The following is a 26,888-nucleotide window of genomic DNA, read 5'->3' on the forward strand; positions in this document are numbered from 1 at the left end:
CCTTTCAACCGCTTTCGATCGACTCGACCGAAGCCACCAACAAAGCTCAACCACCGCCCTGCCAGCGCGGCGCATTCTACTCGAATCCGCCACCGATGCAACCCTTTTTTAGCTAACCTTTTGATTTACAAGAGGTTTTGCTTGAGGACTGCGCCGGAAGTGGTGCGCATTATAGGCACCTGAAAACAGCCGTCAACCGTTTATTTCGTTTTATTCGGACTTCAGCGAAACACGAGCAAAGGACTTCTTTCCAGCCTGGCAGACATGTGCCACACCACGCCTGAACATGAAATCACGATCCACGACCTGCCCGTCGACGCGCACCCCACCAGAGCCGAGCAGATCGCGCGCCATGGCGGCGTTCTTAACAAGCCCAGCCTTATTAAGAACAGCGGCAATCGGCATGTCTATCTCCGAAACCAACTCAATCTCGGGCAAGTCCTCTGGCAGCTCGCCATCCTTCATTCTATTACCTGCCGAGCGATGAGCCGTCGCAGCCGCTTCGTCGCCATGAAAACGCGCCACAATCTCTTCCGCCAGCTTGATCTTGATGTCACGCGGATTGGCTCCACGCTCAACGTCAGAGCGGAACTCGGCGATCTCTTCCTCCGAGCGGAAGCTGAGCAATTCGAAATACCGCCACATGAGCGAATCAGGAATCGACACCAGCTTGCTATACATCACACCGGGAGCCTCCTGAATCCCAACGTAATTCCCGAGCGACTTGGACATCTTCTTGACGCCATCCAAACCCTCCAACAGCGGCATAGTCACTACACACTGGGATGGCTGCCCGTACGCCCGCTGCAACTCACGCCCCATGAGCAGGTTGAATTTCTGGTCTGTCCCGCCGAGCTCGATATCAGCTTTGAGCGCGACTGAGTCATAGCCCTGAACCAGCGGATAGAGAAACTCATGGATGGCAATCGGCTGATTGGTCGAGTACCGCTTGCTGAAGTCGTCGCGCTCGAGCATGCGCGCGACGGTGTACTGCGAAGCCAGGCGTATGAAGTCCGCAGGCGACAGCTTATCCATCCATGCAGAGTTGAAAGCCACTTCCGTTCTTGCCGGATCCAGAATCTTGAAGACTTGAGCCTTATAGGTCTCGGCATTCTCCAGCACCTGATCGCGCGTCAGCGGCGGCCTCGTGGCACTTTTGCCACTTGGGTCACCAATCATCCCGGTGAAATCACCTATAAGGAAGACCACCTGATGCCCCAAATCCTGGAGCTGACGCATCTTGTTGATCAGTACTGTGTGACCGAGGTGAAGATCGGGAGCCGTCGGATCGAATCCAGCCTTGACGCGCAGCGGCTCGCCTCGCTCGAGCTTAGCGATTAGCTCAGACTCGACGAGCACCTCATCAGCGCCTCTCTTGATCACCGATAGCTGCTCTTGAACCGACTTCATGGCAATGCCCCGTACCATTTATTAAAGGGCGACAACCTTACAATATCGCAGGCCGTTTACAAACCACGGGCCCGAACCGACCGACAGCTCACCCGCCGCAAGGGTTGCTTCATCAGGGCTTTGCTTATATTTTAGACAGTTATTTCCCGTTCAAAATGCCAGACGCCGAATGATGCCTTCCAAATCGAAAGCTCCTAACTACCCCAAGAGCCATCTTCTGGCTGCCAGTGGTGTAGCTGCGTTGTTGAGCCTGGCTCTGCTCGTGTTCCCTTCACGCGAGGTAGAAGCGAAGAAGACCTTCATCGACCTGAAACTGGAATCTTCTTTAGATCATTCCATCGGGGAGCAAGAAACGAATCTCCCGAACACGGACCATTCCCCTTTCGCACAACCACCGGCGCAAGGGCCGTCACACGAATCCAAGCAAGGCGGCGAGCCAGGCGAACTGAACGCTCAAGTCGTTGAACCCCTAGTGGATCCTCTCGAAAAAACCGTCGTGGTAGCCAACGGGGATACGCTATCGACGGTATTCGCAAAAGTTGGCCTATCGCCAGCAACTATGCATGCCGTGCTCTCAAGCAGCCAGGAAGCCAAGCAGTTTTCCCGACTGAGAATCGGCCAGACGCTTGAGTTCAAGCTGACAGAGCAAGGCGACCTTGCGAGCCTGCGAAGCAAGCTCAACAGCCTGGAGACCCTTGCCCTAGAGAAACGTGCCGACGGGTATGCCTTCAAGAAGGAGCAGATAAAGCCTGAAGTCGGTACGGTCTATGCTCGCGGCGAGATTGATAGCAGCCTGTTCCTAGCGGCGAGGCGTGCCGGTCTGAGCCACAATCTGACCATGGATCTGGCCAACGTGTTCGGCTACGACATCGACTTCGCACTCGACATTCGCAAGGGTGACAGTTTCGAAGTGCTTTACGAAGAGAAAACCGTGGGCGGTGAACGCGTCGGAACGGGCAATATTCTTGCCGCGCGCTTCACCAACCGAGGCAAAACCTACTCGGCGGTCCGTTATACCAACAAGGACGGCGCGACCAGTTATTACAATGCTGACGGGACCAGCATGCGAAAGGCGTTCATTCGAACTCCGGTCGACTTCGCCAGGATCAGCTCCCGATTCTCCAATGGCCGCAAGCATCCGATTCTGAACAAAATCCGCGCCCACAAAGGCGTCGATTACGCCGCACCACGCGGAACCCCGATCAAGAGCGCCGGCGATGGCAAGGTACTGCTTGCTGGACGCAAAGGGGGATACGGAAACACGGTGATCATTCAGCACGGCCAACGCTATCGTACGCTCTACGCTCACATGCAAGGATTCGCCAAGGGCGTGCGCAATGGATCAAGCGTCAAGCAGGGGCAGATCATCGGCTACATCGGCACTACCGGTCTTTCTACCGGTCCGCACCTGCATTACGAGTTTCAGGTGGACGGCGTCCATGTAGATCCGCTGGGCCTGAAGCTGCCCATGGCTGACCCAATCGCCAAGAATGAAAAGCAGCGTTTCATGCAGCTGAGCCAGCCACTCATGGCTCGCATGGACGAAGAGAAGGCAACCATGCTGGCCCTTAACCAGGAGTAAACATGCCCCTGTATCTGGGCGTGATGTCTGGTACCAGCCTGGATGGGCTGGATGTCGCACTTGTCGAGCAAAGCAGCTGCACGCGACTGCTCGCCACACACTTCGTGCCCATGCCAGCATCGCTTCGCCAGGATCTTCTTGCTCTGTGCTCGCCTGGGCAAGACGAATTGGCGCGCTGCGCCATCGCCGAGCAGCATTGGGTGCAGCTGGCAGCAGAAGCAATTCTCTATTTGCTGGGCGAACAGCGGTTATCACCGCAAGCGATACGCGCCATCGGGAGCCACGGACAGACCGTTAGGCACGAGCCGCATCGAGGTTTCACGATACAGATTGGCAATCCTGCGCTACTGGCTGAGCTGACCGGCATCAATGTCGTTGCCGACTTTCGCCGGCGTGATGTTGCTGCTGGCGGCCAGGGCGCACCTCTGGTGCCAGCCTTTCATGAGGCCGTCTTCGGAGACAGCAGCAAGGCTCGCGCAGTGCTGAACATAGGTGGCTTTTGCAACCTAAGCCTTTTGTCCCCGGGCCAACCCTCTTACGGTTTCGATTGCGGCCCCGGAAATGTCTTGATGGACGCCTGGGTATGGCGCCACATGGCGCAACCGTTCGATCGTAATGGCGACTGGGCGGCGCAGGGTACGGTGGTGCAACCATTGCTCGACGCCATGCTCGCTGAAGAGTTCTTCACGACGAAGGGCCCCAAGAGCACCGGACGCGAACTATTCAATCCTGCCTGGCTTGATGAACACCTCGCCCGTTATGAAGCCATGCGCCCTGAAGACGTCCAGGCAACCTTGCTGGAGCTCACGGCCAGTAGCATCTGCGATTCACTTATGGCAGCACAACCCGACACGGAAGAACTACTGGTTTGCGGCGGGGGCGCGCACAACCAAGCATTGATGCATCGCTTGGAAGCGCTGCTCCCGCGCAGCCAAGTGCTCAGCACACAAAGCCACGGCGTTCCGCCGGACTGGGTGGAAGCGATGGCTTTCGCCTGGCTGGCCCATTGTTGTTTGGAAGGAATACCTGCAAATCGCCCGCGAGTTACCGGTGCACGCGGAAACCGGATCCTCGGCGCGATCTACCCGGCTTGAGCCCAAACGAAAACGCCGTGCATAGCACGGCGTTTTCCTTGCGGCACCAGCACTCAGATCGAGAAGGACTGGCCACATCCGCAGGTAGTAGTCGCGTTCGGATTCTTTATAACGAAACGAGAACCTTCCAACCCCTCCTGGTAATCGACTTCCGCACCAGCCAGGTATTGGTAGCTCATGGGATCTACCACCAAACTCACGCCCTCTCGCTCGATCACGGTGTCGTCATCGGCGATGTCCTCGTCAAACGTGAAGCCGTACTGGAAACCCGAGCAGCCCCCTCCGGTAACGAAGACACGCAGCTTCAAGCGCGGATTGCCTTCCTCGTCGACGAGGCTCTTCACCTTGCTCGCAGCCCCCTGACTGAACTGGATGGCGGTGGGCGTGAAGGATTCGACACTCATTGGGTTCTCCTGGCGTAAAACGCCCTACTGCGTTGACGGTGCATTATCGGCTTTCCCGACAAAACCGGTCAACTATTCGACATGCCCAGTCGGTCGGGCACGACACGTCATCAGGGTAACAAGGCTACATTGCCAAGGCCTGTACGCTCGTCCAGGCCAAACAGGATATTCATGTTCTGCACGGCCTGACCCGAAGCGCCCTTCACCAGATTGTCGATCACCGACAGCACAACCGCCAAGTCGCCGTCCTGAGGGCGATGAACAGCAATCCTGCAAACATTCGCCCCACGCACACTGCGCGTCTCGGGGTGGCTCCCGGCAGGCATTACGTCGACAAACGGTTCATTGGCATAACGCTGCTCATACAGCTTCTGCAGATCGACCGATGCGTCAGTCACCGTTGCGTATAGCGTGGCGTGAATACCGCGAATCATCGGTGTCAGATGCGGGACAAAGGTGAGTCCGACATCAGCATTGGCGGCCCGGCGCAGGCCTTGGCTGATCTCGGGAAGGTGCCGGTGACCTTTCACCCCATAGGCCATCATGCTTTCGCCTGCCTCGGCGAACAAGGAGCCGATCTTCGCCGCACGGCCGGCACCGCTGACACCCGACTTACAGTCTGCAATCAAACGCGACGCGTCGGCCAGCCCTTGCTCGAGCAGAGGAATGAAACCAAGTTGCGTAGCCGTGGGATAACAACCAGGAACGGCAATGAGCCGTGCGGTCTTTATCTGCTCCCGGTTGACCTCCGGCAAACCGTACACCGCCTCAGGTAGCAGCTCGGGCGCCCCGTGAGGCTGGCCGTACCATTTGGCCCATTCGTCTGCATCCTGCAATCGGAAATCAGCAGAGAGGTCAATGACACGGGTACCGGCTGCTAGAAGCTCACCGGCAAGCGCGTGCGCCACACCATGCGGCGTAGCGAAAAACACCACATCACAGTCGCCCAGCGTGGTCGTGTCGGGAACGCTGAAAGCAAGGCCATCATAGTGGCCTCGCAGGTTCGGATACATGTCAGTCACCTTGACGCCATTCTCTGAGCGAGAAGTGATGACTGCCACTTCGGCCTGCGGATGCTGGGCGAGCAGGCGAAGCAACTCCACGCCCGTATAGCCTGTGCCGCCAACGATACCGACCTTGATCATGCCCTGCCCTCAACTGGATCCAGAAAGAACGCGATGATAAAGCTGCTTTGGTTTCGGGCCAACCGCCGGGATGACGGGCCTTTCCCCAGCCTCTAATATCGACGCACCTGTCCTTGAAGGATTCAATCGATGCTTTACCTCTGGCTCAAAGCGCTGCACATCGTTGCGGTGGTCTGTTGGTTCGCCGGCTTATTCTACCTGCCCCGGCTATTCGTCTATCACGCAATGAGCGAAGACCAGCCTAGTCGGGAGCGTTTCAAGGTGATGGAACGCAAGCTGTATCGCGGCATCATGCTGCCATCGATGATCGCGACCCTTGGTTTAGGGATATGGATGATCGTGCTCAACCCTAGTCTGTTCAGTACCGGCGGCTGGCTGCATGCAAAACTAGCATTGGTGGCGCTCCTGATCGGCTATCACCACATCTGCGGCGCCCAACTCAAGCGCTTCGCCCGTGACGAGAACATGCGCGGCCATGTGTTCTATCGCTGGTTCAACGAAGTGCCAGTCCTGTTCCTTGTCGCCATCGTCATTCTGGTCGTAGTCAGGCCGTTCTGATCTCCCGAAGAGAATCTGTTATCCGGCGCAGAGTCCTGATTGAGCCACCTTGCCCAGGCGAGAACAGCGCTCTACTGTTCTCGCCCAACAACGTCGTGACATGGATGCCGCATGCAAGAAGCTCAGTACAGAATCGTCTTCAAAGGCGAGCTTGAATCCGGGATGAATCAGCAGACCGTCAAGGAAAACCTGGCGGCGTTGTTCAAAACCGACACCGGCAAGATCGACAAGCTTTTCGGCGGGGAGGCCACGGTCCTCAAGCGCCGACTCACCAGGACGGAGGCGGATAAGTACCTTGCCGCACTGCAGCGTGCCGGGGCAAAGGCCCACAAGGCTCAGGAGCAGCCCGCCCGAGAGCTCAGCCTGGTGCAGATGCACGAGGATACCGCTAACCCGACTGACCAGGCCGTAGTCGGGACCATGGAATGCCCGAAGTGCGGCCATGTGCAGGAGCGAGCCTCCATCTGCCAGGCGTGCGGCATTGTTTTCGATAAGTATCTGGCTCGCCAGTCGTTACTACAGCAGAACATGCCCTCTACTGCCGCGCCCCCGAACTCGCCCTATGCGCCGCCAGCTGCCGACGTTGATGAAACCCTGCCGCTGCACGGCGAACTCAAACCCCTTTCGGTGTCAGGGCGGATCGGACGCCTGCGCTATCTCGCGTGGTCGATGGCCATCATGTTCGCCGGAGCTGGGCTGTTCGGGCTCGCGGCCATCATCATGGCCATGTCACCTACCGCCGGCCTGGTTTGCATGGCTCTGGCAGGCGTTGCGATCGCGGTCGTCAGCGTGCTGATCGGCGTACAGCGTCTGCATGATTTTGGCTGGTCCGGCTGGTTGATTCTGCTGAACCTGGTGCCTGTCATAGGCAGCCTCTTTCCCTTCGCCATGCTACTGGTGCCAGGCACCAAGGAAGCCAATCGATATGGGTCGCCGCCTCCCCCTAACAGTCGCGCCGTGAAGTTACTCGCCGCGCTGTGGCTGGTACTGATCCTTGTCGGTGTGGCAGCGGTACCGACGCTGCTGAGCCTGTCCCGCGAAATAGGCTGATGAAGGCCCACGTAGCTTAGTCGGCGCACACTGTCCGCCCGCTCGCCCACTGGCGTAGCGCCGCGAGCTCTTCGGCCATGACAACCGATAGCGGCGAGGTGGTGCGGATGCAATCGAGCAACATGGCCTGATCGACCTGTCGCTGTTGTGCCTGCGCCGCGTAGACCGCACTCACGACCACCTGCTCGATCTCGGCACCAGAGAAACCATCGCTGGCTTCGGCCAGCGATGCAAGCGCCAATGTGTCGGGTGCCAGCTCTCGCCGTTCGAGATGGATGCGAAATATGTCGATGCGTGTGGCCGCATCCGGCAAGTCGACGAAGAATAGTTCGTCGAAACGCCCCTTTCGCAGCAGTTCGGGGGGCAGCCGCTTGATCGCATTGGCAGTGGCGACCAGAAAGACCGGCGCAGCGCGCTCAGCCATCCAGGTCAACAGCGTGCCCAGCACTCGCTGGCTAACCCCGCCATCCATATCTCCGACTGCCAACCCTTTTTCGATCTCATCCATCCATAGCACGCACGGCGCCATCTGTTCGGCCAGCGCAAGTGCTTCCCGCAAATTGCGCTCGGTTTCCCCGAAATACTTGTTGTACAGGCAGGCAAAATCCAGGCGCAGCAGTGGCAGCCCCCACAGCCCCGCTACGGCCTTGGCGGCCAGACTCTTGCCGCCACCCTGGACGCCGACGAGCATGACGCCGCGCGGCCGGTCGTCGGTCTCGGACAAGAACGCCGCCTGGCGCGCCGCCAGCCAGCGCTTGAAGTTCCCCAGACCGCCGACTTCCGCGAAGCGGGCCGTCTCGTGTTCGAAGCCCAGCACACCGTCCAGATCCAGCAACTGGAACTTGCTGCGATTGAGCTCCGGAAGATCTTCCTGAGTAATGGCGCCGTCATCGCAGATCAGGTTCCGCGCCAGTGCGCGCGCCTCGGCATGGCTCAGACCTCGTAGGTTCTTCACGACCTGCTGCAACGTACGGTTATCCGTACGCACCCGCGCGCCACGGTTGCGTTCGCTCCAGCGGGTCGCTTCCTCGCGGACGATGGCCAGCAGCTCCTCCTCGACAGGCAGGGACAGGCTGAAGCGAGACGAGTAACGCTGTACCTCCGGCGGAAGCTTGAGCGCATGGGATACCAGCACGACCGTAGGCGCCGAGGACGACTCCTTCATCGCGATGTCCTTGAGCAGGCGGACCAGGACAGGATCATCGAGATAGGGGTGCAGATCGCAGAACACGTAAAGATTGGCGAGTGGATCATGCTTCACCAGTTCCAGTGCGCTTGCGGGCTTGCGGCTGTCTTCTCCGCCGTGCAGCTCCCCACCAAACGCCAGGTGCCGCAGTCCTTCGGTGGCAGCCCAGACATACAGGCCCACACCGCGCCGAACGGCAAGCCCGGTCAACGTCTCGAGCACTCTCCGCTCATCCCACGACTCGACCAGCACCAGCTTGACCCGCGACTCCAGGACCAGGCCCAGATCATGAATATCGTTTCTCACGCCATCTCCCTGTGCAGGCTCACTCCGGCCTGGATGCCCTGATACACTGTGCGACCGATCTCCCACGGAGAACCGTCATGGATTGTCTTTTTTGCAAGATCGTGGTCGGGGAAATTCCCGCGCGCAAGCTCTATGAAGACGATCAGATTATCGCCTTCCACGATATCGCCGCTCAGGCACCAGTACACTTTCTGCTGATTCCGAAGAAGCACATCGCCACGCTGCACGACCTAGACGCGGAGACGGACAACGCGCTGGCAGGGCATATGCTTTTCACCGCCCAACGACTGGCCAGTGAGCAAGGGTGTCAGGACGGCTTTCGGGTGGTCGTCAATTGCAACGACTTGGGTGGCCAGACGGTCCATCACATCCATATGCACGTGTTGGGAAAACGTCAGATGCATTGGCCGCCCGGCTGACGGCCGCACTGATAAAGTTATCCATAACCTCGTTATCGGCCTCACCTCTCCAGGAGGAACCATGTCCAGCCAACGTCACTACTCCCCAGCCGACCGTCTCTTGATGCAGGCCGACGCCGCGCTCCGTACCTTGCTACCGTTTAGCGGGCAGCCATCGAGGCCTTCTCCGGCCGTGCTGAAGAACGATAGCGAACTCACCGAGAGCGAAACACGGCACGTCGCCGGACTGATGCGCATCAACCATACCGGCGAAGTCTGCGCCCAGGCGCTGTATCAGGGACAGGCGCTGACGGCGCGGTTGCCGCAGGTACGTCAGGCAATGGAACAGGCCGCGGACGAAGAAATCGATCACCTGGCCTGGTGTGAACAACGGATACGACAACTGGGCAGTCATACCAGCGTGCTCAACCCGCTGTTCTACGGGCTGTCCTTCGGGATCGGCGCATCCGCCGGGCTGATCAGCGATCGCATCAGCCTCGGCTTCGTCGCCGCCACCGAAGATCAGGTCTGCAAGCATCTGGACGAGCACCTTGGCCAGCTGCCGGCGGGGGACGACAAGTCGCGGGCCATTCTCGAACAGATGCGCGAGGACGAAGCGCAGCACTCGACGGCAGCCATCGAGGCTGGCGGCCTGCGGTTTCCAGCCCCGATCAAGTTCGGCATGAGCCTGATGTCCAAGGTCATGACCAAAGCCACTTATCGAATCTAACCGGACCAGCCAGGTTCATGGAACTCACGAGACCTGGCTCGGCAATACAGCCAACCGAACGGGCCGGTGCAAACGGCTCATCCCAGCTCGACGATTTCGTATGAGTGGCTGATCTCCACACCTGCGCGACCGAGCATGATGGATGCCGAGCAGTATTTCTCGGCCGATAGCTCAACCGCCCGCTTGACGTGCGCCTCCTTCAAGCCGCGTCCCTTGACGACGAAGCGCAAATGGATGCGCGTGAATACCTTCGGATCCTCCGACGCCCGCTCGGCTTCCACGAAGGCTTCACAACTTTCCACCGCCTGGCGGGACTTCTTGAGGATGCTGACCACATCGAAGTTGCTGCAACCGCCAAGGCCCAGCAGCAACATCTCCATCGGTCGCACCCCGAGATTGCGACCACCGCTCTCGGGCGGTCCGTCCATCACGACGACATGGCCGCTGCCAGACTCACCGAGAAACATGGCGCCATCGACCCATTGAATGCGCGCTTTCATCGTCAGCTCCATAAAAAACAGGGCAAATAGCTTACCATGGCCCTCAGGATCGGCCGCGACGGGGCACGCGACTAAAGGTGCGTTGACCCTCTCGTTTCGATTGTCGCAACTTGTTGCCGGCGCACCTGCGTCTGTTAAGCTGGCGATAGCTGAATGACAGCGACATATAACAATAATCAGCCTTTATTAAGTACTTATCCGGGACCCACAGCATGGTAGCTATCACTCTTACGCCCAAGATAAAGAATATCGACAAGTTGCTCGCGCACTGCCATAGACGGCGGTACACGGCAAAAAGCACCATCATCTATGCTGGCGACCGTTGCGAGTCGCTATTTTTCATCGTCAAAGGCTCGGTCACCATTCTCATCGAGGACGATGACGGCCGCGAGATGATCATCGCGTACCTGAACGCTGGCGATTTCTTCGGAGAGATGGGGCTTTTCGAGAAAGAAGGTGCAGAAAAAGAACGCAGCGCCTGGGTTCGCGCGAAGACCGAATGCGAAGTGGCTGAACTGAGCTATGCAAAGTTCCGCGAGCTGACCCAGCAAGACCCGGATATCCTCTACGCACTCGGCAGCCAGATGGCCGAGCGTCTACGCAATACCACGCGCAAGGTGGGCGATTTGGCGTTTCTCGATGTCACCGGCCGTGTCGCGCGCACGCTACTCGATCTGTGCAAACAGCCGGATGCGATGACTCATCCCGACGGCATGCAGATCAAGATTACCCGCCAGGAAATCGGCCGAATCGTTGGTTGTTCCCGGGAAATGGTCGGGCGAGTGCTCAAGAGTCTGGAGTCGCAAGGTCTTGTCTATGTGAAAGGCAAGACCATGGTGGTGTTCGGCACCCGCTGACCGAGGCCACAGCGCCTGCCTGCGCAACGCAGGCAGGCGTCATTCCGGATCGGCAGGTGCGGCACGCGCCCGCACGCGATCAGGGAAGAACAGGCGCTGCAGTTCGCTCCCAGGTTGTTCGGCACGCATGAAGGCCTCACCGACCAGAAACGCGTAGACCTGATTGATTTCCATCAGCTCGACATCCGCACGATTGAGAATGCCGCTCTCGGTAATCACCAGGCGGTCCTTCGGTACCCGCGGCAGCAGGTCCAGCGTGGTTTCAAGGCTGACCTCGAAGGTATGCAGGTTTCGGTTGTTGATGCCCACCAGCGGAGTATCCAGGTGCAACGCTCGCTCCAGCTCATCGCCGTCGTGCACCTCCACCAGCACATCCAGCCCCTGCTCCTTGGCGACCGCCGCCAGCTCATGCATGCGTGCGTCGTCCAATGCCGCAACGATCAACAGGATGCAGTCGGCCCCGAGTGCGCGCGCCTCGACCACCTGATAGGGGTCGACCATGAAGTCCTTGCGGATCACCGGCAGCGAACAGGCCGCGCGAGCCTGCTGCAGATAACTGTCTGCGCCCTGAAAGAAATCGACGTCGGTCAGCACGGAAAGGCAGGTGGCACCGCCTGCCTCATAGCTAGTGGCGATGTCGGCCGGCAGGAATGGCTCTCGAATCACGCCCTTGCTCGGTGACGCCTTTTTCACTTCGGCGATCACCGCCGCCTCCTTGCTGCGAACACGCTGCTCCAACGCTGCGGCAAACCCGCGCACCGGATCGGCCAACCTCGCACGCTGCTCGAGATCGCTCAGTCCAACCTGTCGACTGCGTTCAGCAACCTCCTCGAACTTCCGCGCAATGATCTTTTCCAGCACGGTCGGCACGCTCATTTCTTGTTCTCCTGCTTGAACACTGCGGTGAAGGACACCAGCTCCTCCAGCTTGTCGCGCGCCAGCCCGGTACTAAGCGCATCGTGCGCCATCTCCACGCCTTGCTTGAGGCTGGTTGCCAGATCTGCGGCATAGAGTGCGGCGCCAGCGTTCAGCACGATCATGTCGGCGGCCTTCTGCCCGTTCTCGCTCTGCCGGCGTCCCAGCGCATCGCGGATCAAGGTCAGCGAGCCCTGGGCGTCTTCGACGTTGAGGCCGATGAGGCTCTGGCTCTTGATGCCGAAATCCTCCGGCTGAACGTCGTACTCGTGAATCTGACCATCCTTCAGTTCGGCCACATGAGTGGGCGCAGCCAGGCTGATCTCGTCCAGGCCGTCCTGCGCATGGACGACCAGGACATGCTTGCTGCCCAAGCGCAGCAGCACCTCGGCCATCGGTCGGCACAGCGCCTTGCTGAACACCCCGAGTACCTGATGGCGCACACCGGCTGGATTGGCCATTGGCCCGAGGATATTGAACAGGGTACGCAAACCCAGCTCGCGCCGCGGCCCAGCGGCGTGCTTCATGGCGCCATGGTGGGCCGGCGCAAACATGAAGCCGACACCGACTGTATCGACGCTGCGTGCCACTTGCTCCGGGGTGAGGTCGAGATATACCCCAGCCGCCTCGAGCAGATCGGCGCTGCCACTCTTGCCGGATACGGCGCGGTTGCCGTGCTTGGCCACCTTGCCGCCCGCTGCAGCGACAACGAAGGAAGCCGCCGTCGAGACGTTGAAGATATTCATCCCATCCCCGCCGGTGCCGCAGGTGTCGACCAGCTTTTCCGTCGCGAAACGCACCGGCTCGGCCAGCTCGCGCATCACCTGCACCGCACCGACAATCTCGTCGATAGTCTCGCTCTTCATGCGCATGCCCATGAGGAAGGCGCCGATCTGTGCGTCAGTGCACTGCCCCGTCATGATCTGGCGCATCACTGCCTGCATTTCCTCAGTGGTCAGGTCCAGCTGACCGACGATGCGGTTGAGGGCTTCCTTGATATCCATCAGCGCATGCCTCCGGTCTGCTTCAGAAAGTTGGCGAACAGTTCATGCCCCTGTTCAGTGAGGATCGACTCCGGATGGAACTGCACACCTTCGACGTTCATCGTCCGATGCCGCAGCCCCATGATCTCGTCCACCGCCCCATCGTCCAGCTGTGTCCATGCGGTGACTTCCAGGCAGTCCGGAAGGGTTTCACGCTTGACCACCAGCGAGTGATAGCGGGTGACGTTGAGTGGGTTGTTCAGGCCGGCGAAGACGCCCTGGTCATGATGGAACACCGGGCTGGTCTTGCCATGCATGGCCTGGCGAGCGCGAATCACATCGCCACCGAACGCCTGACCGATGCTCTGGTGTCCAAGACAGACCCCGAGAATCGGCAACTTACCGGCAAAGTGGCGGATCAGTTCCAGCGATACGCCGGCCTCATTCGGTGTACAGGGGCCCGGCGATACGACGATGCGCTCGGGCTTCAAGGCTTCGATCTCGGCCACGCTAAGTTCGTCGTTGCGTACCACCTTCACCTCGGCGCCTAGCTCGCCCAGGTATTGCACGACGTTGTAGGTAAAGGAATCGTAGTTATCCAGCATTAGCAGCATTTGCGTCACCCTAAAGGCTTGAGGCTGATCCAGCGCCCGCCGCGAGCTTCGGACGTCGCGGTAGCGACGCGGGAAGCGCTCGAAGGGCAGGCGTGAATGGCTATTTCGGCACGGAGCCAACGATGGGGATCAGGCGCGCCAACGCCACCGGGCATTGGCCTTGAACAGGCGCATCAGGAGAATACTGCTGAATATCACGGAAAGGCCTCGCAGGGCGGTCAGCGCAAAGTAGCCCATGCCAGGCCACGATTTCAACGGACTATACCAGAGCGATACCCGACAGCCATCGACAAGCGATGGCGAACCTAGCTACTCAGGGAGGCAATCGCGTCAGGCAGCTGCGCTGCGCGAACCGGCCGCGCATACAGGAATCCCTGGGCCTGGCGGCAGCCGAGCCGGCGCAACTCGGCCGCAGTTTCCGCATTTTCCACCCCTTCGGCCAGCGTATTGAGCCCCAGCGACTCGGACATCTGGATAATCGCGGCGACAATGGCATGGCCATCCTCGTTCGCCAGGTCATTGACGAAGGAGCGATCGATTTTCAGCGTGTCCACCGACAGGCGGCGAAGGTACGCCAGGCAGGAATAGCCGGTGCCGAAGTCATCGATTGCTAGCTTCACACCCAGGCCCTTGAGCCCTGCCAAGGTAACCATCACCTGCTCGGTATTTTCGACCAGGCTGGATTCGGTCAGCTCCAGCTCGAGGGCCGCCGCAGGCAGGCCGCTCTGCTCCAGCGCAGCGGCTACGGTGTCCACCAGCGATCCCTGGTGCAGCTGGACCGCCGCGACATTCACTGCGACCTGCGGAACATCGAGCCCTTCGGCACGCCAGCGGGCAGCCTGCAGACAGACTTCCAGAATGATCCACTTGCCGAGATCGACGATCAGGCCGCTCTGCTCCGCCGCCGGGATGAACCGCCCCGGCGACAGTAGCCCCCACTGCGGGTGCTGCCAGCGAACCAGCGCCTCCGCACCGACCACCTTGCCGCTGCCGAGATCGAGCTGCAGCTGATACTCAAGTAGCAACTCCTGCCGCTCGATCGCCAAGCGCAGCCCGTTGATCAGCAAGAGCCGGCCGCGCACCTCCGTATCGAGTTCAGGATTGTAGTAACACCAGGTGCGACGGCCGGCTTCCTTGGCCTTGTACATGGCCATTTCCGCATTGCGCAGCAGGCAGGTGAAATCCATTCCGTCGTCAGGCCCGACCGCGACCCCGACCGAGATCGAGACCACCATCTGCTGCTTCTGGATCATGAAGGGTTCGCCCAACCTCTCCAGCACATGCTGAACCACTGCGGAAGCGCCATCGGCATCTCTCGGGTCCGCCAGCAGCACGACGAACTCATCGCCACCTGCACGAGCTAACACGGCACTGTCGGGCAGTACCGCCCGCAGTCGGGAGCCGGTGACACACAGCAACTCATCGCCAAACGCGCGTCCAAAGGAGTCGTTCACCATCTTGAAGTGGTCGATGTCGATGTAGAGCACCGCCACGGCCCCCTTCAGGCTATGGGCCGCTGCGATCGCCTGGCGTGTACGCTCTTCCAGCAGACTGAGGTTGGGCAGTCCCGTCAGGCTGTCGAAATAGGTGACGTAATCGGCACGCTGCTGTGCCGCCACCCGCTCGTTCATTTCAATGGCCAGACGCTGGTACGGGGCGCGCACGCTGGAAACGAACACCACCTGGTAGATGAAGCAGTAGGACACGATCTTGTAAGCATGTCCGAGCAGACTGTAGAAGCTGTTCACGCTGGTGTAGGCGGTGAAACACAGCTCGGCGAGGATCGAGATCAGCGTCGCGGCCAGCAAACCGTCGAAATAGGCTGCGTCGCTTTCTGCACGGTTACGCCAGAACAGCCAGGCGGCCAGCGCGAACAACGCGATCAACAGCCATTCCATGCTGACCTTGAAAGCGGTCAACCCCTGACCTTCGATGAAGGTACGCGGCCACAGCTGCGGCTGGAAAAGCTGCAGATAGCCCACTAGGGCCACCAGGCCCAGTGCCGATACGAGCAGCACATAGCGTGGCAGGGTCACGCACAGGCGGCAGGCTATGATCAAGAGCGTCAGCGCGAGCACGAAGCGGGACACCAGCCAGAACGCGATCGCCTTCTCCGGTGACGCAGGCGTCACCCAGAGAGGCATGCCTTGGTAGGAAAGCGTGTGCGCCATATCGAGCAGCGCGATGGCGAGAAACGAACAGGCCAGCAGTGGGTTGGACAGATGCACCGGTTGCTGACTGTGCCAAGCCACGGCAAACACCAGAATCGCCACGGTGATGGCGAAGGTTTCCATGACGATGTGCAGGGGCAACGGAAACCAAACCGGACTACCTCTGAAATCCAGCAGGCTCGAGAGCAGGTAGACCAGCACCAGCAGTCCGGTGAGCGCGACGGTCAGCACTGAAGCCCATAACTGACGCGGTGAATTGGCAGAACCGGAGCTGGGAGTCAGGGGCATCGGCAGGTCGAAGATGGTGGAAGTTGGCAGCCAGGCGCTCTAGCCCGGCGTTCACCGACTATAGGCATAGCCAACTGCCATTACCATACGAAGCACGCGGACTTTAGTCGCATTTCACCGGATAAGTGAATCGCGCCGCGTCCGGGTCAGTCGCTGCCCTTCTCTGCCAACGCCACTGCGCGGAACATGGCGCGTCGCTTGTTCAGCGTCTCTTCCCACTCCAGCGCCGGCTGCGAGTCGGCGACGATGCCGGCACCGGCCTGTACATGCAGCTCGCCGTCCTTGATCACAGCGGTGCGGATGGCGATGGCGGTGTCCATGTTGCCGTTCCACGCCAGGTAGCCCACCGCGCCGCCATAGACGCCACGTTTGACCGGCTCCAGCTCGTCGATGATCTCCATGGCACGGATCTTCGGTGCGCCGGAGAGCGTGCCCGCCGGCAGGATCGCGCGCAGCGCATCCATCGCCGACAGCGGCGCCTTGAGCTGGCCGGTAACGTTGGAAACGATGTGCATGACGTTGGAGTAGCGCTCGATGACCATCTTCTCGGTGACTTTCACCGAGCCGGTTTCGGCGACCCGCCCGACATCGTTGCGACCCAGGTCGATCAGCATCAGGTGCTCGGCCAGTTCCTTGGTGTCGGACAGCAGGTCCTGCTCCAGCGCCAGGTCGGCCTCCTCGCTGGCGCCGCGCGGACGGGTGCCGGCGATCGGCCGCACGGTAACCAGGCCGTCCTCGACGCGCACCAGCACTTCCGGCGACGAGCCGACCACATGGAAGTCGCCGAAGTTGAAGAAGTACATATAGGGCGTCGGGTTGAAGCAGCGCAACGCGCGGTAGAGATCGATCGGCGCCGCCCTGAACGGGATCGACATGCGCTGGGAAATCACCACCTGCATGCAATCACCGGCCAGGATGTAATCCTTGATGCGGCAAACCGCCTGCTCGAAATCCTCGCGGCTGAAGCTTGAGCGGAATGCCGGCTCCGCGCCGGGCCCGGCCTCGAAGTCCAGCCCCAGGCGCGGCACGACCGGCTGGCGCAAGCGCTGGCGCAGCTGTGCCAAGTAGGCCTGGCCCTGCGCGTAGGCGTCCTCGGCGGCCGGGTCGGCGAGCACGATGCAGTGCAGCTTGCCGGCGAGGTTGTCGAATACCACCACCGCGTCGGAGACCATCAGCAGGATATCCGGCGTACCCAACGGGTCAGGGTTGGGACAGTTGCCGAGCTTACGCTCGACGTAGCGCACGCTGTCGTAGCCGAAATAGCCCACCAGTCCGCCATTGAAGCGCGGCAGCCCTTCGACCGGCGCAACCCGGTAGCGCTGCTTGAAGGCCTCGACGAAGGCCAGCGGGTCCTCGACCTCCAGGCTTTCCGTCTCGATCCCATCGACGGTCACCCGTACCTGATAGCCGTGAACGCGCAGCACGGTGCGGCAAGGCAGTCCGATGATCGAGTATCGCCCCCACTTCTCACCGCCCTGGACGGATTCGAGCAGATAGGAGTTCGGCGCATCGGCCAGTTTCAGGTAGAGCGACAGCGGGGTGTCGAAGTCGGCGAGCGTCTCGAACGACAGGGGGATGCGGTTGTGGCCTTCGTCGGCCAAACGCAGGAATTCTTCGCGGGTCATGTCAGCCTCGTGGTCTGAGGAGGATTCGATCGAACAACGGCAAACGCACCGGCCGGGCCGGCAGGAAGAGTCAGGCGCGCCAGCGCCAACGGGCCAGGGCCTTGATGACGTTCGTCCATTGTTTGCGGCTAATCACCACGAGTTTTTCTCTTGAGGCGGGGCAAAAAAGAGTCGGGCCACACTAGCGCAGCCCCGAATTCGAAGCAACCAGCAGGCGCAGGTCGTCGAGCACCAGATCCGGGCGCTCCTCCTCGATAGGCCGGCCGTGGTTGTAGCCGTAGCTCAGCCCGACGCAGGGCACACCGGCGGCTTGCGCGGCCCGCACGTCATTGCGTGAATCACCGATGAACAGCGACTCGGCGGGCGTCGCGCCGACCTTGTCCATCACCCAGAAGAGCGCTGCCGGATCTGGCTTCTGCTGCGGCAGCGTATCGCCTCCAACCAGCCAGCCGAAGTAACCACCCAGACCCTTCTCCTCCAGCAGCGGCGCGACGAACTGCGCCGGCTTGTTGGTGATGACCGCCAGTGCCACCTCGTGCGCGGCCAGCCAATCCAGGCACTCACGCACGCCAGGGTAGACGGTGGTCAAGGCATGGCTGCCGGCATAAGCCTGCATGAACAGCGCCAACGCGGCATCGGCCTCGTCTTCATCGACACCGGCATGCTCGTAGCTACCGGCCAAGGCGCGACGCACCAGCACCCGCGAACCGTTGCCGACCCAGTCGCGCACGCGGGCCACACCGGCCGGTGGGCGGCCGAGCAGCATCAGCATCTTGTCCACTGCGGCGGCCAGATCCGGTACCGAGTCCATCAGGGTACCGTCCAGATCGAACATCACCAGCCGCGGCAGCGTGCCGTCGAACAGTTGCTCCAGGCGAGTCATGGGCGGGCCAGCGCCAGCTCGGCGCGCATCTGGTCGATCACCGCCTTGTAGTCCGGCTGGTTGAAGATGGCCGAGCCGGCGACGAAGGTGTCGGCGCCTGCTGCGGCGATCTCGCGGATGTTCTTCGGATTGACGCCGCCATCGATCTCCAGGCGAATCTCACGGCCGCTGGCGTCGATCAGGGCGCGCGCCTCGCGCAGCTTGTCCAGCGTGCCGGGAATGAACTTCTGCCCGCCGAAGCCGGGGTTGACGCTCATCAGCAGGACCATGTCGACCTTGTCCATGACGTACTTGAGCACGTCCAACGGCGTCGCCGGGTTGAACACCAGACCGGCCTTGGCACCGCCGTCCTTGATCAGCTGCAGCGAACGGTCGATGTGCTCCGAGGCTTCCGGATGGAAGGTGATGTAAGTCGCGCCGGCCTCGAGGAAGTCGCCGATCATGCGATCCACCGGCTTGACCATCAGGTGCACGTCGATGGGCGCGGTGACGCCATGCTTGCGCAGCGCCGAGCAGACCATCGGGCCGATGGTCAGGTTGGGCACGTAGTGGTTGTCCATCACGTCGAAATGGACGATGTCGGCGCCGGCGGCCAGCACGTTGTCCACTTCCTCGCCCAGGCGGGCGAAATTGGCGGAAAGAATCGAAGGGGCGATGGCGAACGGCTGCATGACGACCTCGGGTTGCACGGCAAGATGCCGCGCATTGTACCCGAGGGGTCAGGGTTGCGGCGCGCCTGACATCCGCTCACGAATGCCGGCGCGCCAGGTCGGATCAGGTCAGCTCGTCGAAACACTCGCCGAGGATGGCCAGGCCGCGCTCGAGCAGCTCGTCCTCGACGGTCAGCGGCACCAGCACGCGCAGCACGTTGTAGTAGGTACCGCAGGACAGCAGGATCAAGCCCTTCTCCCGCGCCCGGGCGACGATCTGCGACGTCAGCGCCGCGGCCGGTCGCGCCAGGTCGCCATCCTCGAACAGCTCGATGGCGATCATCGCGCCGAGGCCGCGCACCTCGCCGATCTCCTTGTGCTTGGCCTGGATCGCCTTGAGGCCGGCGGTGAGCTTCTCCGCCACCGCCTTGCAGCGGTCGAGCAAATGCTCCTCCTCGAAGATTTCCATGACCGCCAGCGCCGCCGCGCAGGACAGCGGGTTGCCGGCATAGGTGCCGCCCAGCCCGCCGGGCGCGATGGCATCCATGATCTCGGCCTTGCCGCACACGCCGGCGATCGGGAAGCCGCCGCCGACCGACTTGGCGAAGGTGGTCAGGTCGGCGACCACGCCCATCTGCTCCATGGCGAAGAAGGTGCCGGTGCGCCCGGCGCCGGTCTGCACCTCGTCGGCGATCAGCAGGATGCCGTGCTCGTCGCAGAGCGCGCGCAGGCGGGCCATGAAATCCTTCGGCGCGACATTGAAGCCGCCCTCGCCCTGCACCGGTTCGACGATGATCGCGGCGATGTCGCGCGGCTCGGCATCGTTCTTGAAGATGCGCTCGATGCTCGCGATCGAGTCATCGACGCTGACACCATGGATCGCGCAGGGATACTGCGCACGGAAGATCCCGCCGGGCATCAGGCCCATGCCGGCGGAGTACGGGGCGACCTTGCCGGTCAGGCCGAGGGTCATCATGGTGCGGCCGTGATAGGCGCCGGTGAAGGCAATCACGCCGGCACGGCCGGTGGCGGCGCGGGCGATCTTCACCGCGTTCTCCACGGCCTCGGAGCCGGTGGTGACCAGCAGGGTCTTCTTGGCGAAATCACCCGGCACCCGCGCGTTGATCTTCTCGCACAGCTCGACGTACGGCTCGTAGGCCAGCACCTGGAAGCAGGTGTGGGTGAGTTTGTGCAGCTGGTCTTCCACCGCCTTGACGATCTTCGGATGCAGGTGGCCGGTATTCAGCACGGCGATGCCGCCGGCGAAATCGATGAACTCGCGGCCCTCCACATCCACCACGCTGCTGTTCTTCGCGTGGTCGGCAAAGATCGGATGGATCTGGCCGACGCCACGGGGAACGGCGGCGACACGGCGTTGCATCAGGGATTCGTTGGTCTTGCTCATAAGCTCCTCGGTAGCCGCTCATCGTCGGCACGGGTCGGAAAGAACGCCAGGAAGCGGGCGCGGCAGCATACGATGATCGACTGCCGCACCCTCCGGAGCGTTCGGATTACAGTAAAACTCCGTGCATTATTTTGCACGCCTGATTTGAGCCGCTTGGTCAGATGCCGCCCAGGCACAGGTATTTGATTTCCACGTATTCATCCAGGCCGTACTTCGAGCCTTCACGTCCGAGGCCCGATGCCTTCATGCCACCGAACGGCGCCACCTCGGTGGAGATCACCCCGGTGTTGATGCCCACCATGCCGTACTCCAGCGCCTCGGCGACACGGAACACCCGACTCAGGTCGCGTGCATAGAAGTAGACGGCGAGGCCGAACTCGGTGTCGTTGGCCTGGCGGATCACCTCGGCCTCATCGCGGAAGCGGAACAGCGGCGCCAGCGGGCCGAAGGTTTCCTCGCGCGCCACGGCCATCTCGGCAGTGACGCCGCCCACCAGCGTCGGCTCGAAGAAGTTGCCGCCCGAGGCATGGGGTTTGCCACCGACCAGCAGGGTGGCACCCTTGTCCAGCGCGTCCTGCAGATGGCGCTGCACCTTGGCCACGGCTGCGGCGTCGATCAGCGGACCGGTGGTCACGCCCTCCTCCGCTCCGTTGCCGACCTTCAGCCGCGCGACCGCCGCGGAGAATCTGTCGACGAAGGCGTCGTAGATGCCGTCCTGCACGTAGATGCGGTTGGCACAGACGCAGGTCTGCCCGGCGTTGCGGTACTTGGAAATCATCGCGCCTTCCACCGCCGCGTCCAGATCGGCGTCGTCGAAGACGATAAAGGGTGCGTTGCCGCCAAGCTCCAGCGAGAGCTTCTTGAGCGTCGGCGCGCACTGCTGCATCAGCTTGATGCCCACCGCCGTCGAGCCGGTGAACGAGAGCTTGCGCACCACCGGGTGTTCACAGAGCTCGGCGCCCACTTCGCGGGACATGGCGGCATCGGCGGTGATCACGCTGAACAGCCCCGCCGTGATGCCCGCGCGCTCGGCCAGTGCGGCCAGTGCCAGCGCCGAGAATGGTGTCTGCGGTGCCGGCTTGAGCACCATGGCGCAGCCCGCGGCGAGGGCCGGGCCGGCCTTGCGGGTGATCATCGCGCTGGGGAAATTCCACGGCGTGATTGCCGCGGTGACACCGACCGGCTCCTTCTGCACCAGGATGCGCTTGTCGCCCGCGTGGGCCGGGATCACGTCGCCGTACAGGCGCTTGCCTTCCTCGGCGAACCATTCGAGGAAGGATGCGGCGTAGGCCACCTCACCCCGCGCCTCGGCCAGCGGCTTGCCCTGTTCGGCGGTCATGATCCGCGCCAGGTCTTCCTGATTCTCCAGCATCAGTTCGTACCAGCGCCGCAGGCGCGCGGCACGCTCCTTCGCGGTCAGCGCGCGCCAGGCCGGCTGGGCTGCCTGCGCGGCTTCGATGGCGCGGCGGGTCTCACCACGGCCCATGTTCGGCACGGCGCCGATCAGCTCGCCGGTGGCCGGATTGAAGATCTCGGTGCGCGCGCCACTGTCGGCCTCGCGCCATTCACCGTTGAGATAGGCCGTTTGGCGCAACAGATCGGGTTGCCCAAGTTGCAGAGTCATGTGCGTATTCCGTCAGGCAGGTTGTTGGGTGCGCAGCTTCTCGGCGCGGCCTCGCAGCCACTCCAGGGTCAGCAACAGAGCGATGGAGAAGCCGATCAGCAAGGTCGCCGCGGCGGCGATGGTCGGGCTGAGGTTCTCGCGGATTCCGCTGAACATCTGCCGTGGCAGGGTGATCTGCTCGGGGCCGGCGAGGAACAGCGTTACCACCACTTCATCGAACGAGGTGGCGAAGGCGAACAGCGCGCCGGAAATAACCCCCGGTGCGATCAGCGGCAGGGTTACCCGGAAGAACGCGGTCAGCGGCGAGGCGCCAAGGCTGGCCGCGGCGCGCACCAGGTTGTAGTTGAAGCCCTGCAGCGTCGCCGACACCGTGATGATCACGAAGGGCACGCCGAGCACCGCGTGCACCAGAATCAGCGACAGGTAGCTGTTGCCCATGCCCAGCGGGGCGAAGAACAAGTAGCTGGCGACACCGATGATCACCACCGGCACCACCATCGGCGAGATCAGCACCGTCATCAGCAGCGCCTTGCCGCGGAACTCCGCGCGGGTCAGGCCGACCGCCGCCAGGGTGCCAAGGACCACGGCGAGCAAGGTCGCAGCCGGGGCGATGAGCAGACTGTTCTTCAGCGAGCGCATCCAGTCCGCCGAGGTGAACAGCGCCTCGTACCAGCGCAACGAGAACCCCTGCAGCGGATAGACCAGGAATGAGCCGGAGTTGAACGACAGCGGCACGATGACCAGCACCGGCACGATCAGAAACAGCAGCACCAGCGCGCAGAGGATGCGCAGCGCGTAGTACCAGGCCCGTTCGACGGGCGACATGTAGGGGCTCAGCATGAACGGTTCTCCTGCCCGGCATGAAGACTCTGAAAAGGCGGCCGCGCCGCGACGTGGCTCATCTCAACCCAGCCGCAGACGGCTGGCACCGACCAGCCAGCTGTAGATGACGTACAGCAGCATGGTGGCGAGCAGCAGCAGGCCGCCCAGCGCCGTGGCCATGCCCCAGTTGATGGTGGTGTTGGTGTAGAAGGCGACGAAATAGCTGACCATCTGGTCGTTCGGGCTGCCGAGCAGCGCCGGGGTGATGTAGTAGCCGATGGCGATGATGAACACCAGCAGGCTGCCGGCACCGACCCCGGCCAGCGTCTGCGGGAAGTACACCCGCCAGAAGCTGGCGAACGGATGACAGCCCAGCGAGACCGCCGCACGCATGTAGCTCGGCGAGATGTTCTTCATCACGCTGTAGATCGGCAGGATCATGAACGGCAGCAGGATGTGCACCATGGCGATGTACACACCGGTGCGGTTGAACACCAGCTGCAGCGGCTCGTCGATCAGGCCCATCTTGAGCAGCGCGCCGTTGATCAGCCCGCCCGACTGCAGCAGCACGATCCACGCGGCGACGCGCACCAGAATCGAGGTCCAGAACGGCAGCAGCACCAGGATCATCAGCAGGTTGCTCTGCCGCGCCGGCAGGTTGGCCAACAGATAGGCCAGCGGATAGGCCAGCAGCAGACAGATCACCGTGATCACCAGCCCCATCCAGAACGTGCGGGCAAAGATGTCCAGATACACCGCCTGATCCGGCGAGACCTTGGCCAGTTCACCCAGCTCGTCGATGCGATGATCCAGCGCCGCCAGCAGGTAATAACCGGTCACCGCACTGTCGTTACGCTGGATGATCTGCCAGAACGCCGGATCGCCCCAGCGCTCGTCGAGCGACTCCAGCGCCTCCTGATACGACGCGGGCGTCTCGCGGAACGGCAGCGCTCGCGCGGTCTTGGTCAGCAGGCTGCGGTAGCCGGCCAGCTCCATGTTCAGCCGCTTGGACAGATCGCCCAGGGTTTGCTCGCGACGCGCCTGATAGAGGTCCTCGGCCAACGCCTGGTAGGCGGGTTCCGCCGGCAGTCCGCGACCATCCCATGCGGCCAGCGCCTCCAGCGTGCGCGGCAACGTGTTCACCACCTCCGGATTCTCGACACTGCGCCAGAGCAGCGAGGCGATGGGAACCAGGAAGGTCAGCAACACGAACAGCAGCAGCGGCAGAATCAGCGCCTGCGACTTGAGCTTGTTCACCCGTTCGGCCCGTGCCAGTCGCTGTTTCAGATTGGGCTCGGCGATCTGCTTCGCCGGCAGGGATATTGCTGTGGCCATGAAGACTCCGCGATTCGTTCCGATGGCTGGGACCGGCCCCGCCAGTGCGGCGGGGCTCCAGGGTCAGCGTGCTGCCCAGGCGTTGAAACGCTGTTCGAGCTGTTCGCCGTAGTCGGCCCAGAAGGTCACGTCCATCGCCACCTGGTCGGCAATGTTCTCCGGCGCGGTGGGCATCTGCGCCAGGCGCTTTTCATCCAGCAGCGACACGGCCTGAGTGTTCGCCGGGCCATAGGCGATGGCCTCGGCATAGGCCTTCTGCTGCTGCGGCTCGACGGTGAAGGCGATGAACTTGCGTGCCTGCTCCTGACTCTTGGCACCCTTGGGGATGGCCCAGGAATCGAAGTCGTAGATGCCGCCGTTCCAGACGATCTGCAAGTTGCTCTCGTTCTGCACGGCAGCGATGCGGCCGTTGTAGGCGCTGCTCATCACCACGTCGCCGGAGGCGAGGAACTGCGGCGGCTGCGCGCCGGCTTCCCACCACTGGATATGCGGCTTGAGCTGATCGAGCTTCCTGAAGGCGCGGTTCTGGCCGTCTTTGGTGGCCAGCACCTGATAGACCTCCTTGGCCGGCACACCATCGGCCATCAGCGCAAATTCCAGGGTGTACTTGGCACCCTTGCGCAGGCCGCGCTTGCCGGGGAATTTCTCGATATCCCAGAAGTCCGCCCAGCCGGACGGCGCGCTCTTAAGCTTGTCGGCGTTATAGGCGAGTACCGTCGACCAGACGAAGAAGCCAACGCCGCAGGGCTGTATCGCACCCTCGACGAAATCGTCCGGATTGCCGACGACGCCCGGATCGAGCTCCTCGAACAGCCCCTCGTCACAACCGCGCGCCAGCTCAGGCGACTCCACCTCCACCAGGTTCCACGACACACTGTTGGTGTCGACCATCGCCTTGACCTTGGCCATTTCGCCGTTGTATTCGCCGGCGACGATGCGGCCGTGACCGGCGGCTTCCCACGGCTGATAGAAGGCCTTCACCTGGGCCTGCTTGTTGGCGCCGCCGAAGCTCACCGCAGTGAGGTTCTCGGCAACCGCGTGCCCGGCACAGACGAGCCCGAGCGCCAGCGCGGACAGTTTCAGGTAGTTGCTCATGACAGTTCGCTCCTTGATGCAGTTGTTTGGGGGTGCTGCGGGAGTGGCTCAGGCCGCCTGCAGCGGGTCGAGCGCGCGGACGTGCTCGACGTGCCAGCCGATCGGCACCACGTCGCCCACGCGCAGGGCTTGGTCGAACTCGGCGATCGGCTGCTTGACGAAGAAATCGCTGACGCCGCAGACCTCGAGACGGATGCGGATGTGGTCGCCCAGGTAGATGAACTCGGCAACGCGCCCGGTGAAGCGGTTCGGGCAGCTGGCACTGGCACCGTTGAGCAGCACCCGCTCCGGACGGATCGACAGGCTGACCGGCGACCCCGTCGCACCGACATTGACCGCCAGCGCCTCGACGGTTTCGCCGCGGCCGAGCTTGACCGTGCAGCTCTCGCCACGCCGCTCCAGCAGGTGCGCCGGCAGGCGGTTGTTTTCGCCGAGAAAGTTGGCGACGAAGGTGTTCAACGGCTTTTCGTACAGGGTGCGCGGGTCTTCGATCTGCTGGATCTGGCCCTGATGGAACACCGCCACCCGATCGGACATGGTCAGAGCCTCACCCTGGTCGTGGGTGACGTACACGACGGTGACGCCGAGGCGCTCGTGCAGGTGCTTGATCTCCATCTGCATCTGCTCGCGCAGCTGCTTGTCCAGTGCGCCCAGCGGTTCGTCCATCAGCACCAGCTGCGGCTCGAACACCAGCGCGCGGGCCAGCGCCACGCGCTGCTGTTGGCCACCGGAAAGCTGCGCCGGATAGCGGTTGCGAAAGCCCTCCAGCTGGACCATCGCCAGCGCGCGCTTGACCCGCTGCTTGATGTCGGGCTTGGCCATGCCGCGCACGCTGAGGGGGAACGCCAGGTTTTCCGACACGGTCATGTGGGGGAACAGCGCGTAGTTCTGAAACACCATGCCCATGTCGCGCTTGTGCGGCGGCACGTTGTTGATCGCCCGGCCATTGAGGAGAATCTCCCCCGCGGTGGGCGTCTCGAAACCGGCCAGCATCATCAGGCTGGTGGTCTTGCCCGAGCCGGACGGCCCGAGCAGGGTGAGGAATTCGCCGCGGCGGATATCCAGGTTCAGATCCCTGACGATCAGCGACTCGCCGTCATAACTCTTCTGGACGCCGCGAAAGCTCACCAGGATATCGTTCGTCGTTGACTCGACCATGCTGCTGCACCTGCCTAACCGTTGAACCGTGGCCACAGCGTAGAAGCGCAGCGGCGGCGGAAAAATCGGTGCAGCGGAGCGATTGCCCTAGGCGTGCAGG

General features: G+C 62.1%; 25 protein-coding genes. 7 read left to right on the plus strand and 18 right to left on the minus strand.

Annotated features, from left to right (window positions below; all coding sequences use genetic code 11):
- Positions 1 to 210: 210 nt before the first annotated feature.
- Positions 211 to 1,410 (minus strand): tyrosine--tRNA ligase, encoded by a 1,200-nt coding sequence (gene tyrS, locus NAO55_RS00005; protein WP_102839642.1) that lies wholly within the window; start codon positions 1,408 to 1,410, stop codon positions 211 to 213.
- A 169-nt stretch (positions 1,411 to 1,579) separates the two neighbouring features.
- Between tyrS and NAO55_RS00010 the strand changes: the two genes are divergently transcribed.
- Positions 1,580 to 2,992, plus strand: a complete 1,413-nt coding sequence (locus NAO55_RS00010; protein WP_102839641.1) for a peptidoglycan DD-metalloendopeptidase family protein — start codon at positions 1,580 to 1,582, stop codon at positions 2,990 to 2,992.
- Between the two features lie 2 nt (positions 2,993 to 2,994).
- Entirely contained in the window at positions 2,995 to 4,086 is a 1,092-nt protein-coding gene (locus NAO55_RS00015) for an anhydro-N-acetylmuramic acid kinase (RefSeq protein ID WP_102839640.1), read from the plus strand.
- Positions 4,087 to 4,139: 53 nt separating this feature from the next.
- Here NAO55_RS00015 and erpA read toward each other — a convergent pair whose 3' ends face one another.
- Together erpA and argC are read right to left on the minus strand one after the other, a co-directional pair.
- Positions 4,140 to 4,490: an iron-sulfur cluster insertion protein ErpA gene (gene erpA, locus NAO55_RS00020; protein WP_003296689.1), complete on the minus strand. Its 351-nt coding sequence runs from the start codon at positions 4,488 to 4,490 to the stop codon at positions 4,140 to 4,142.
- 110 nt (positions 4,491 to 4,600) lie between these two features.
- Complete coding sequence (gene argC / locus NAO55_RS00025) at positions 4,601 to 5,635, minus strand: N-acetyl-gamma-glutamyl-phosphate reductase (protein WP_102839639.1); 1,035 nt, start codon at positions 5,633 to 5,635, stop codon at positions 4,601 to 4,603.
- Positions 5,636 to 5,764: 129 nt separating this feature from the next.
- Between argC and hemJ the strand changes: the two genes are divergently transcribed.
- Positions 5,765 to 6,193: a protoporphyrinogen oxidase HemJ gene (hemJ, locus tag NAO55_RS00030; protein WP_102839638.1), complete on the plus strand. Its 429-nt coding sequence runs from the start codon at positions 5,765 to 5,767 to the stop codon at positions 6,191 to 6,193.
- A 111-nt stretch (positions 6,194 to 6,304) separates the two neighbouring features.
- A complete protein-coding gene (locus NAO55_RS00035; protein WP_102839637.1) occupies positions 6,305 to 7,243 on the plus strand; it encodes a DUF805 domain-containing protein in 939 nt (312 codons plus the stop codon).
- Positions 7,244 to 7,259: 16 nt separating this feature from the next.
- Here the strand turns inward: NAO55_RS00035 and NAO55_RS00040 are convergent, their stop codons facing one another.
- The gene (locus tag NAO55_RS00040) at positions 7,260 to 8,735 is read right to left on the minus strand and encodes a Ycf46 family AAA ATPase (protein WP_102839636.1); all 1,476 of its coding nucleotides are present in this window, start codon (positions 8,733 to 8,735) and stop codon (positions 7,260 to 7,262) included.
- A 77-nt stretch (positions 8,736 to 8,812) separates the two neighbouring features.
- On the opposite strand from NAO55_RS00040, the gene NAO55_RS00045 reads away from it, so the two are divergent.
- Both NAO55_RS00045 and coq7 read left to right on the plus strand, forming a co-directional pair.
- A complete protein-coding gene (locus NAO55_RS00045) occupies positions 8,813 to 9,154 on the plus strand; it encodes a histidine triad nucleotide-binding protein (RefSeq protein WP_063539676.1) in 342 nt (113 codons plus the stop codon).
- A gap of 61 nt (positions 9,155 to 9,215) precedes the next feature.
- Positions 9,216 to 9,863: a 2-polyprenyl-3-methyl-6-methoxy-1,4-benzoquinone monooxygenase gene (coq7, locus tag NAO55_RS00050; RefSeq protein ID WP_063539675.1), complete on the plus strand. Its 648-nt coding sequence runs from the start codon at positions 9,216 to 9,218 to the stop codon at positions 9,861 to 9,863.
- A 77-nt stretch (positions 9,864 to 9,940) separates the two neighbouring features.
- Here the strand turns inward: coq7 and NAO55_RS00055 are convergent, their stop codons facing one another.
- On the minus strand, positions 9,941 to 10,363 hold the full coding sequence (locus NAO55_RS00055) for an OsmC family protein (RefSeq protein WP_063539674.1): 423 nt from the start codon (positions 10,361 to 10,363) through the stop codon (positions 9,941 to 9,943).
- Positions 10,364 to 10,575: 212 nt separating this feature from the next.
- Here NAO55_RS00055 and crp point away from each other — a divergent pair, with 212 nt between their 5' ends.
- Entirely contained in the window at positions 10,576 to 11,220 is a 645-nt protein-coding gene (crp, locus tag NAO55_RS00060; protein WP_037037793.1) for a cAMP-activated global transcriptional regulator CRP, read from the plus strand.
- A gap of 39 nt (positions 11,221 to 11,259) precedes the next feature.
- On the opposite strand, the gene trpC is transcribed toward crp, so the two are convergent.
- The 13 genes from trpC to NAO55_RS00125 all read right to left on the minus strand — a co-directional run bounded on the left by trpC (position 11,260) and on the right by NAO55_RS00125 (position 26,788).
- On the minus strand, positions 11,260 to 12,096 hold the full coding sequence (gene trpC, locus NAO55_RS00065; protein WP_102839635.1) for an indole-3-glycerol phosphate synthase TrpC: 837 nt from the start codon (positions 12,094 to 12,096) through the stop codon (positions 11,260 to 11,262).
- Positions 12,093 to 13,139, minus strand: a complete 1,047-nt coding sequence (gene trpD, locus NAO55_RS00070) for an anthranilate phosphoribosyltransferase (RefSeq protein WP_063539672.1) — start codon at positions 13,137 to 13,139, stop codon at positions 12,093 to 12,095. Before trpD ends, trpC begins: the two co-directional genes overlap by 4 nt.
- The gene (locus NAO55_RS00075) at positions 13,139 to 13,732 is read right to left on the minus strand and encodes an aminodeoxychorismate/anthranilate synthase component II (protein ID WP_102839634.1); all 594 of its coding nucleotides are present in this window, start codon (positions 13,730 to 13,732) and stop codon (positions 13,139 to 13,141) included. Before NAO55_RS00075 ends, trpD begins: the two co-directional genes overlap by 1 nt.
- A 305-nt stretch (positions 13,733 to 14,037) precedes the next feature.
- Positions 14,038 to 16,191 carry a putative bifunctional diguanylate cyclase/phosphodiesterase gene (locus NAO55_RS00080; RefSeq protein ID WP_102839633.1) on the minus strand — a complete coding sequence of 718 codons (2,154 nt, stop codon included), beginning with the start codon at positions 16,189 to 16,191 and terminating at the stop codon, positions 14,038 to 14,040.
- A 146-nt stretch (positions 16,192 to 16,337) separates the two neighbouring features.
- Positions 16,338 to 17,816, minus strand: coding sequence for an anthranilate synthase component I (gene trpE, locus NAO55_RS00085; protein ID WP_102839632.1), 1,479 nt, complete (start codon positions 17,814 to 17,816; stop codon positions 16,338 to 16,340).
- A gap of 181 nt (positions 17,817 to 17,997) precedes the next feature.
- On the minus strand, positions 17,998 to 18,699 hold the full coding sequence (locus tag NAO55_RS00090; protein ID WP_102839631.1) for a phosphoglycolate phosphatase: 702 nt from the start codon (positions 18,697 to 18,699) through the stop codon (positions 17,998 to 18,000).
- Positions 18,696 to 19,370, minus strand: coding sequence for a ribulose-phosphate 3-epimerase (gene rpe / locus NAO55_RS00095; RefSeq protein ID WP_013981691.1), 675 nt, complete (start codon positions 19,368 to 19,370; stop codon positions 18,696 to 18,698). The genes NAO55_RS00090 and rpe overlap by 4 nt, the downstream gene beginning before the upstream one ends.
- 103 nt (positions 19,371 to 19,473) lie before the next feature.
- Positions 19,474 to 20,754 (minus strand): 4-aminobutyrate--2-oxoglutarate transaminase, encoded by a 1,281-nt coding sequence (gene gabT, locus NAO55_RS00100; protein WP_063539667.1) that lies wholly within the window; start codon positions 20,752 to 20,754, stop codon positions 19,474 to 19,476.
- Positions 20,755 to 20,911: 157 nt separating this feature from the next.
- On the minus strand, positions 20,912 to 22,378 hold the full coding sequence (gene gabD, locus NAO55_RS00105; protein ID WP_102839630.1) for an NADP-dependent succinate-semialdehyde dehydrogenase: 1,467 nt from the start codon (positions 22,376 to 22,378) through the stop codon (positions 20,912 to 20,914).
- Between the two features lie 12 nt (positions 22,379 to 22,390).
- Positions 22,391 to 23,218 (minus strand): ABC transporter permease, encoded by an 828-nt coding sequence (locus NAO55_RS00110; RefSeq protein WP_011911951.1) that lies wholly within the window; start codon positions 23,216 to 23,218, stop codon positions 22,391 to 22,393.
- A gap of 63 nt (positions 23,219 to 23,281) precedes the next feature.
- Positions 23,282 to 24,535, minus strand: coding sequence for an ABC transporter permease (locus tag NAO55_RS00115; protein WP_102839629.1), 1,254 nt, complete (start codon positions 24,533 to 24,535; stop codon positions 23,282 to 23,284).
- Between the two features lie 63 nt (positions 24,536 to 24,598).
- Positions 24,599 to 25,630, minus strand: coding sequence for an ABC transporter substrate-binding protein (locus NAO55_RS00120; protein ID WP_102839628.1), 1,032 nt, complete (start codon positions 25,628 to 25,630; stop codon positions 24,599 to 24,601).
- 48 nt (positions 25,631 to 25,678) lie between these two features.
- Positions 25,679 to 26,788 (minus strand): ABC transporter ATP-binding protein, encoded by a 1,110-nt coding sequence (locus tag NAO55_RS00125; RefSeq protein ID WP_102839627.1) that lies wholly within the window; start codon positions 26,786 to 26,788, stop codon positions 25,679 to 25,681.
- Positions 26,789 to 26,888 lie beyond the last annotated feature (100 nt).

Source organism: Stutzerimonas frequens (assembly GCF_024448335.1).
GTDB lineage: Bacteria > Pseudomonadota > Gammaproteobacteria > Pseudomonadales > Pseudomonadaceae > Stutzerimonas > Stutzerimonas frequens.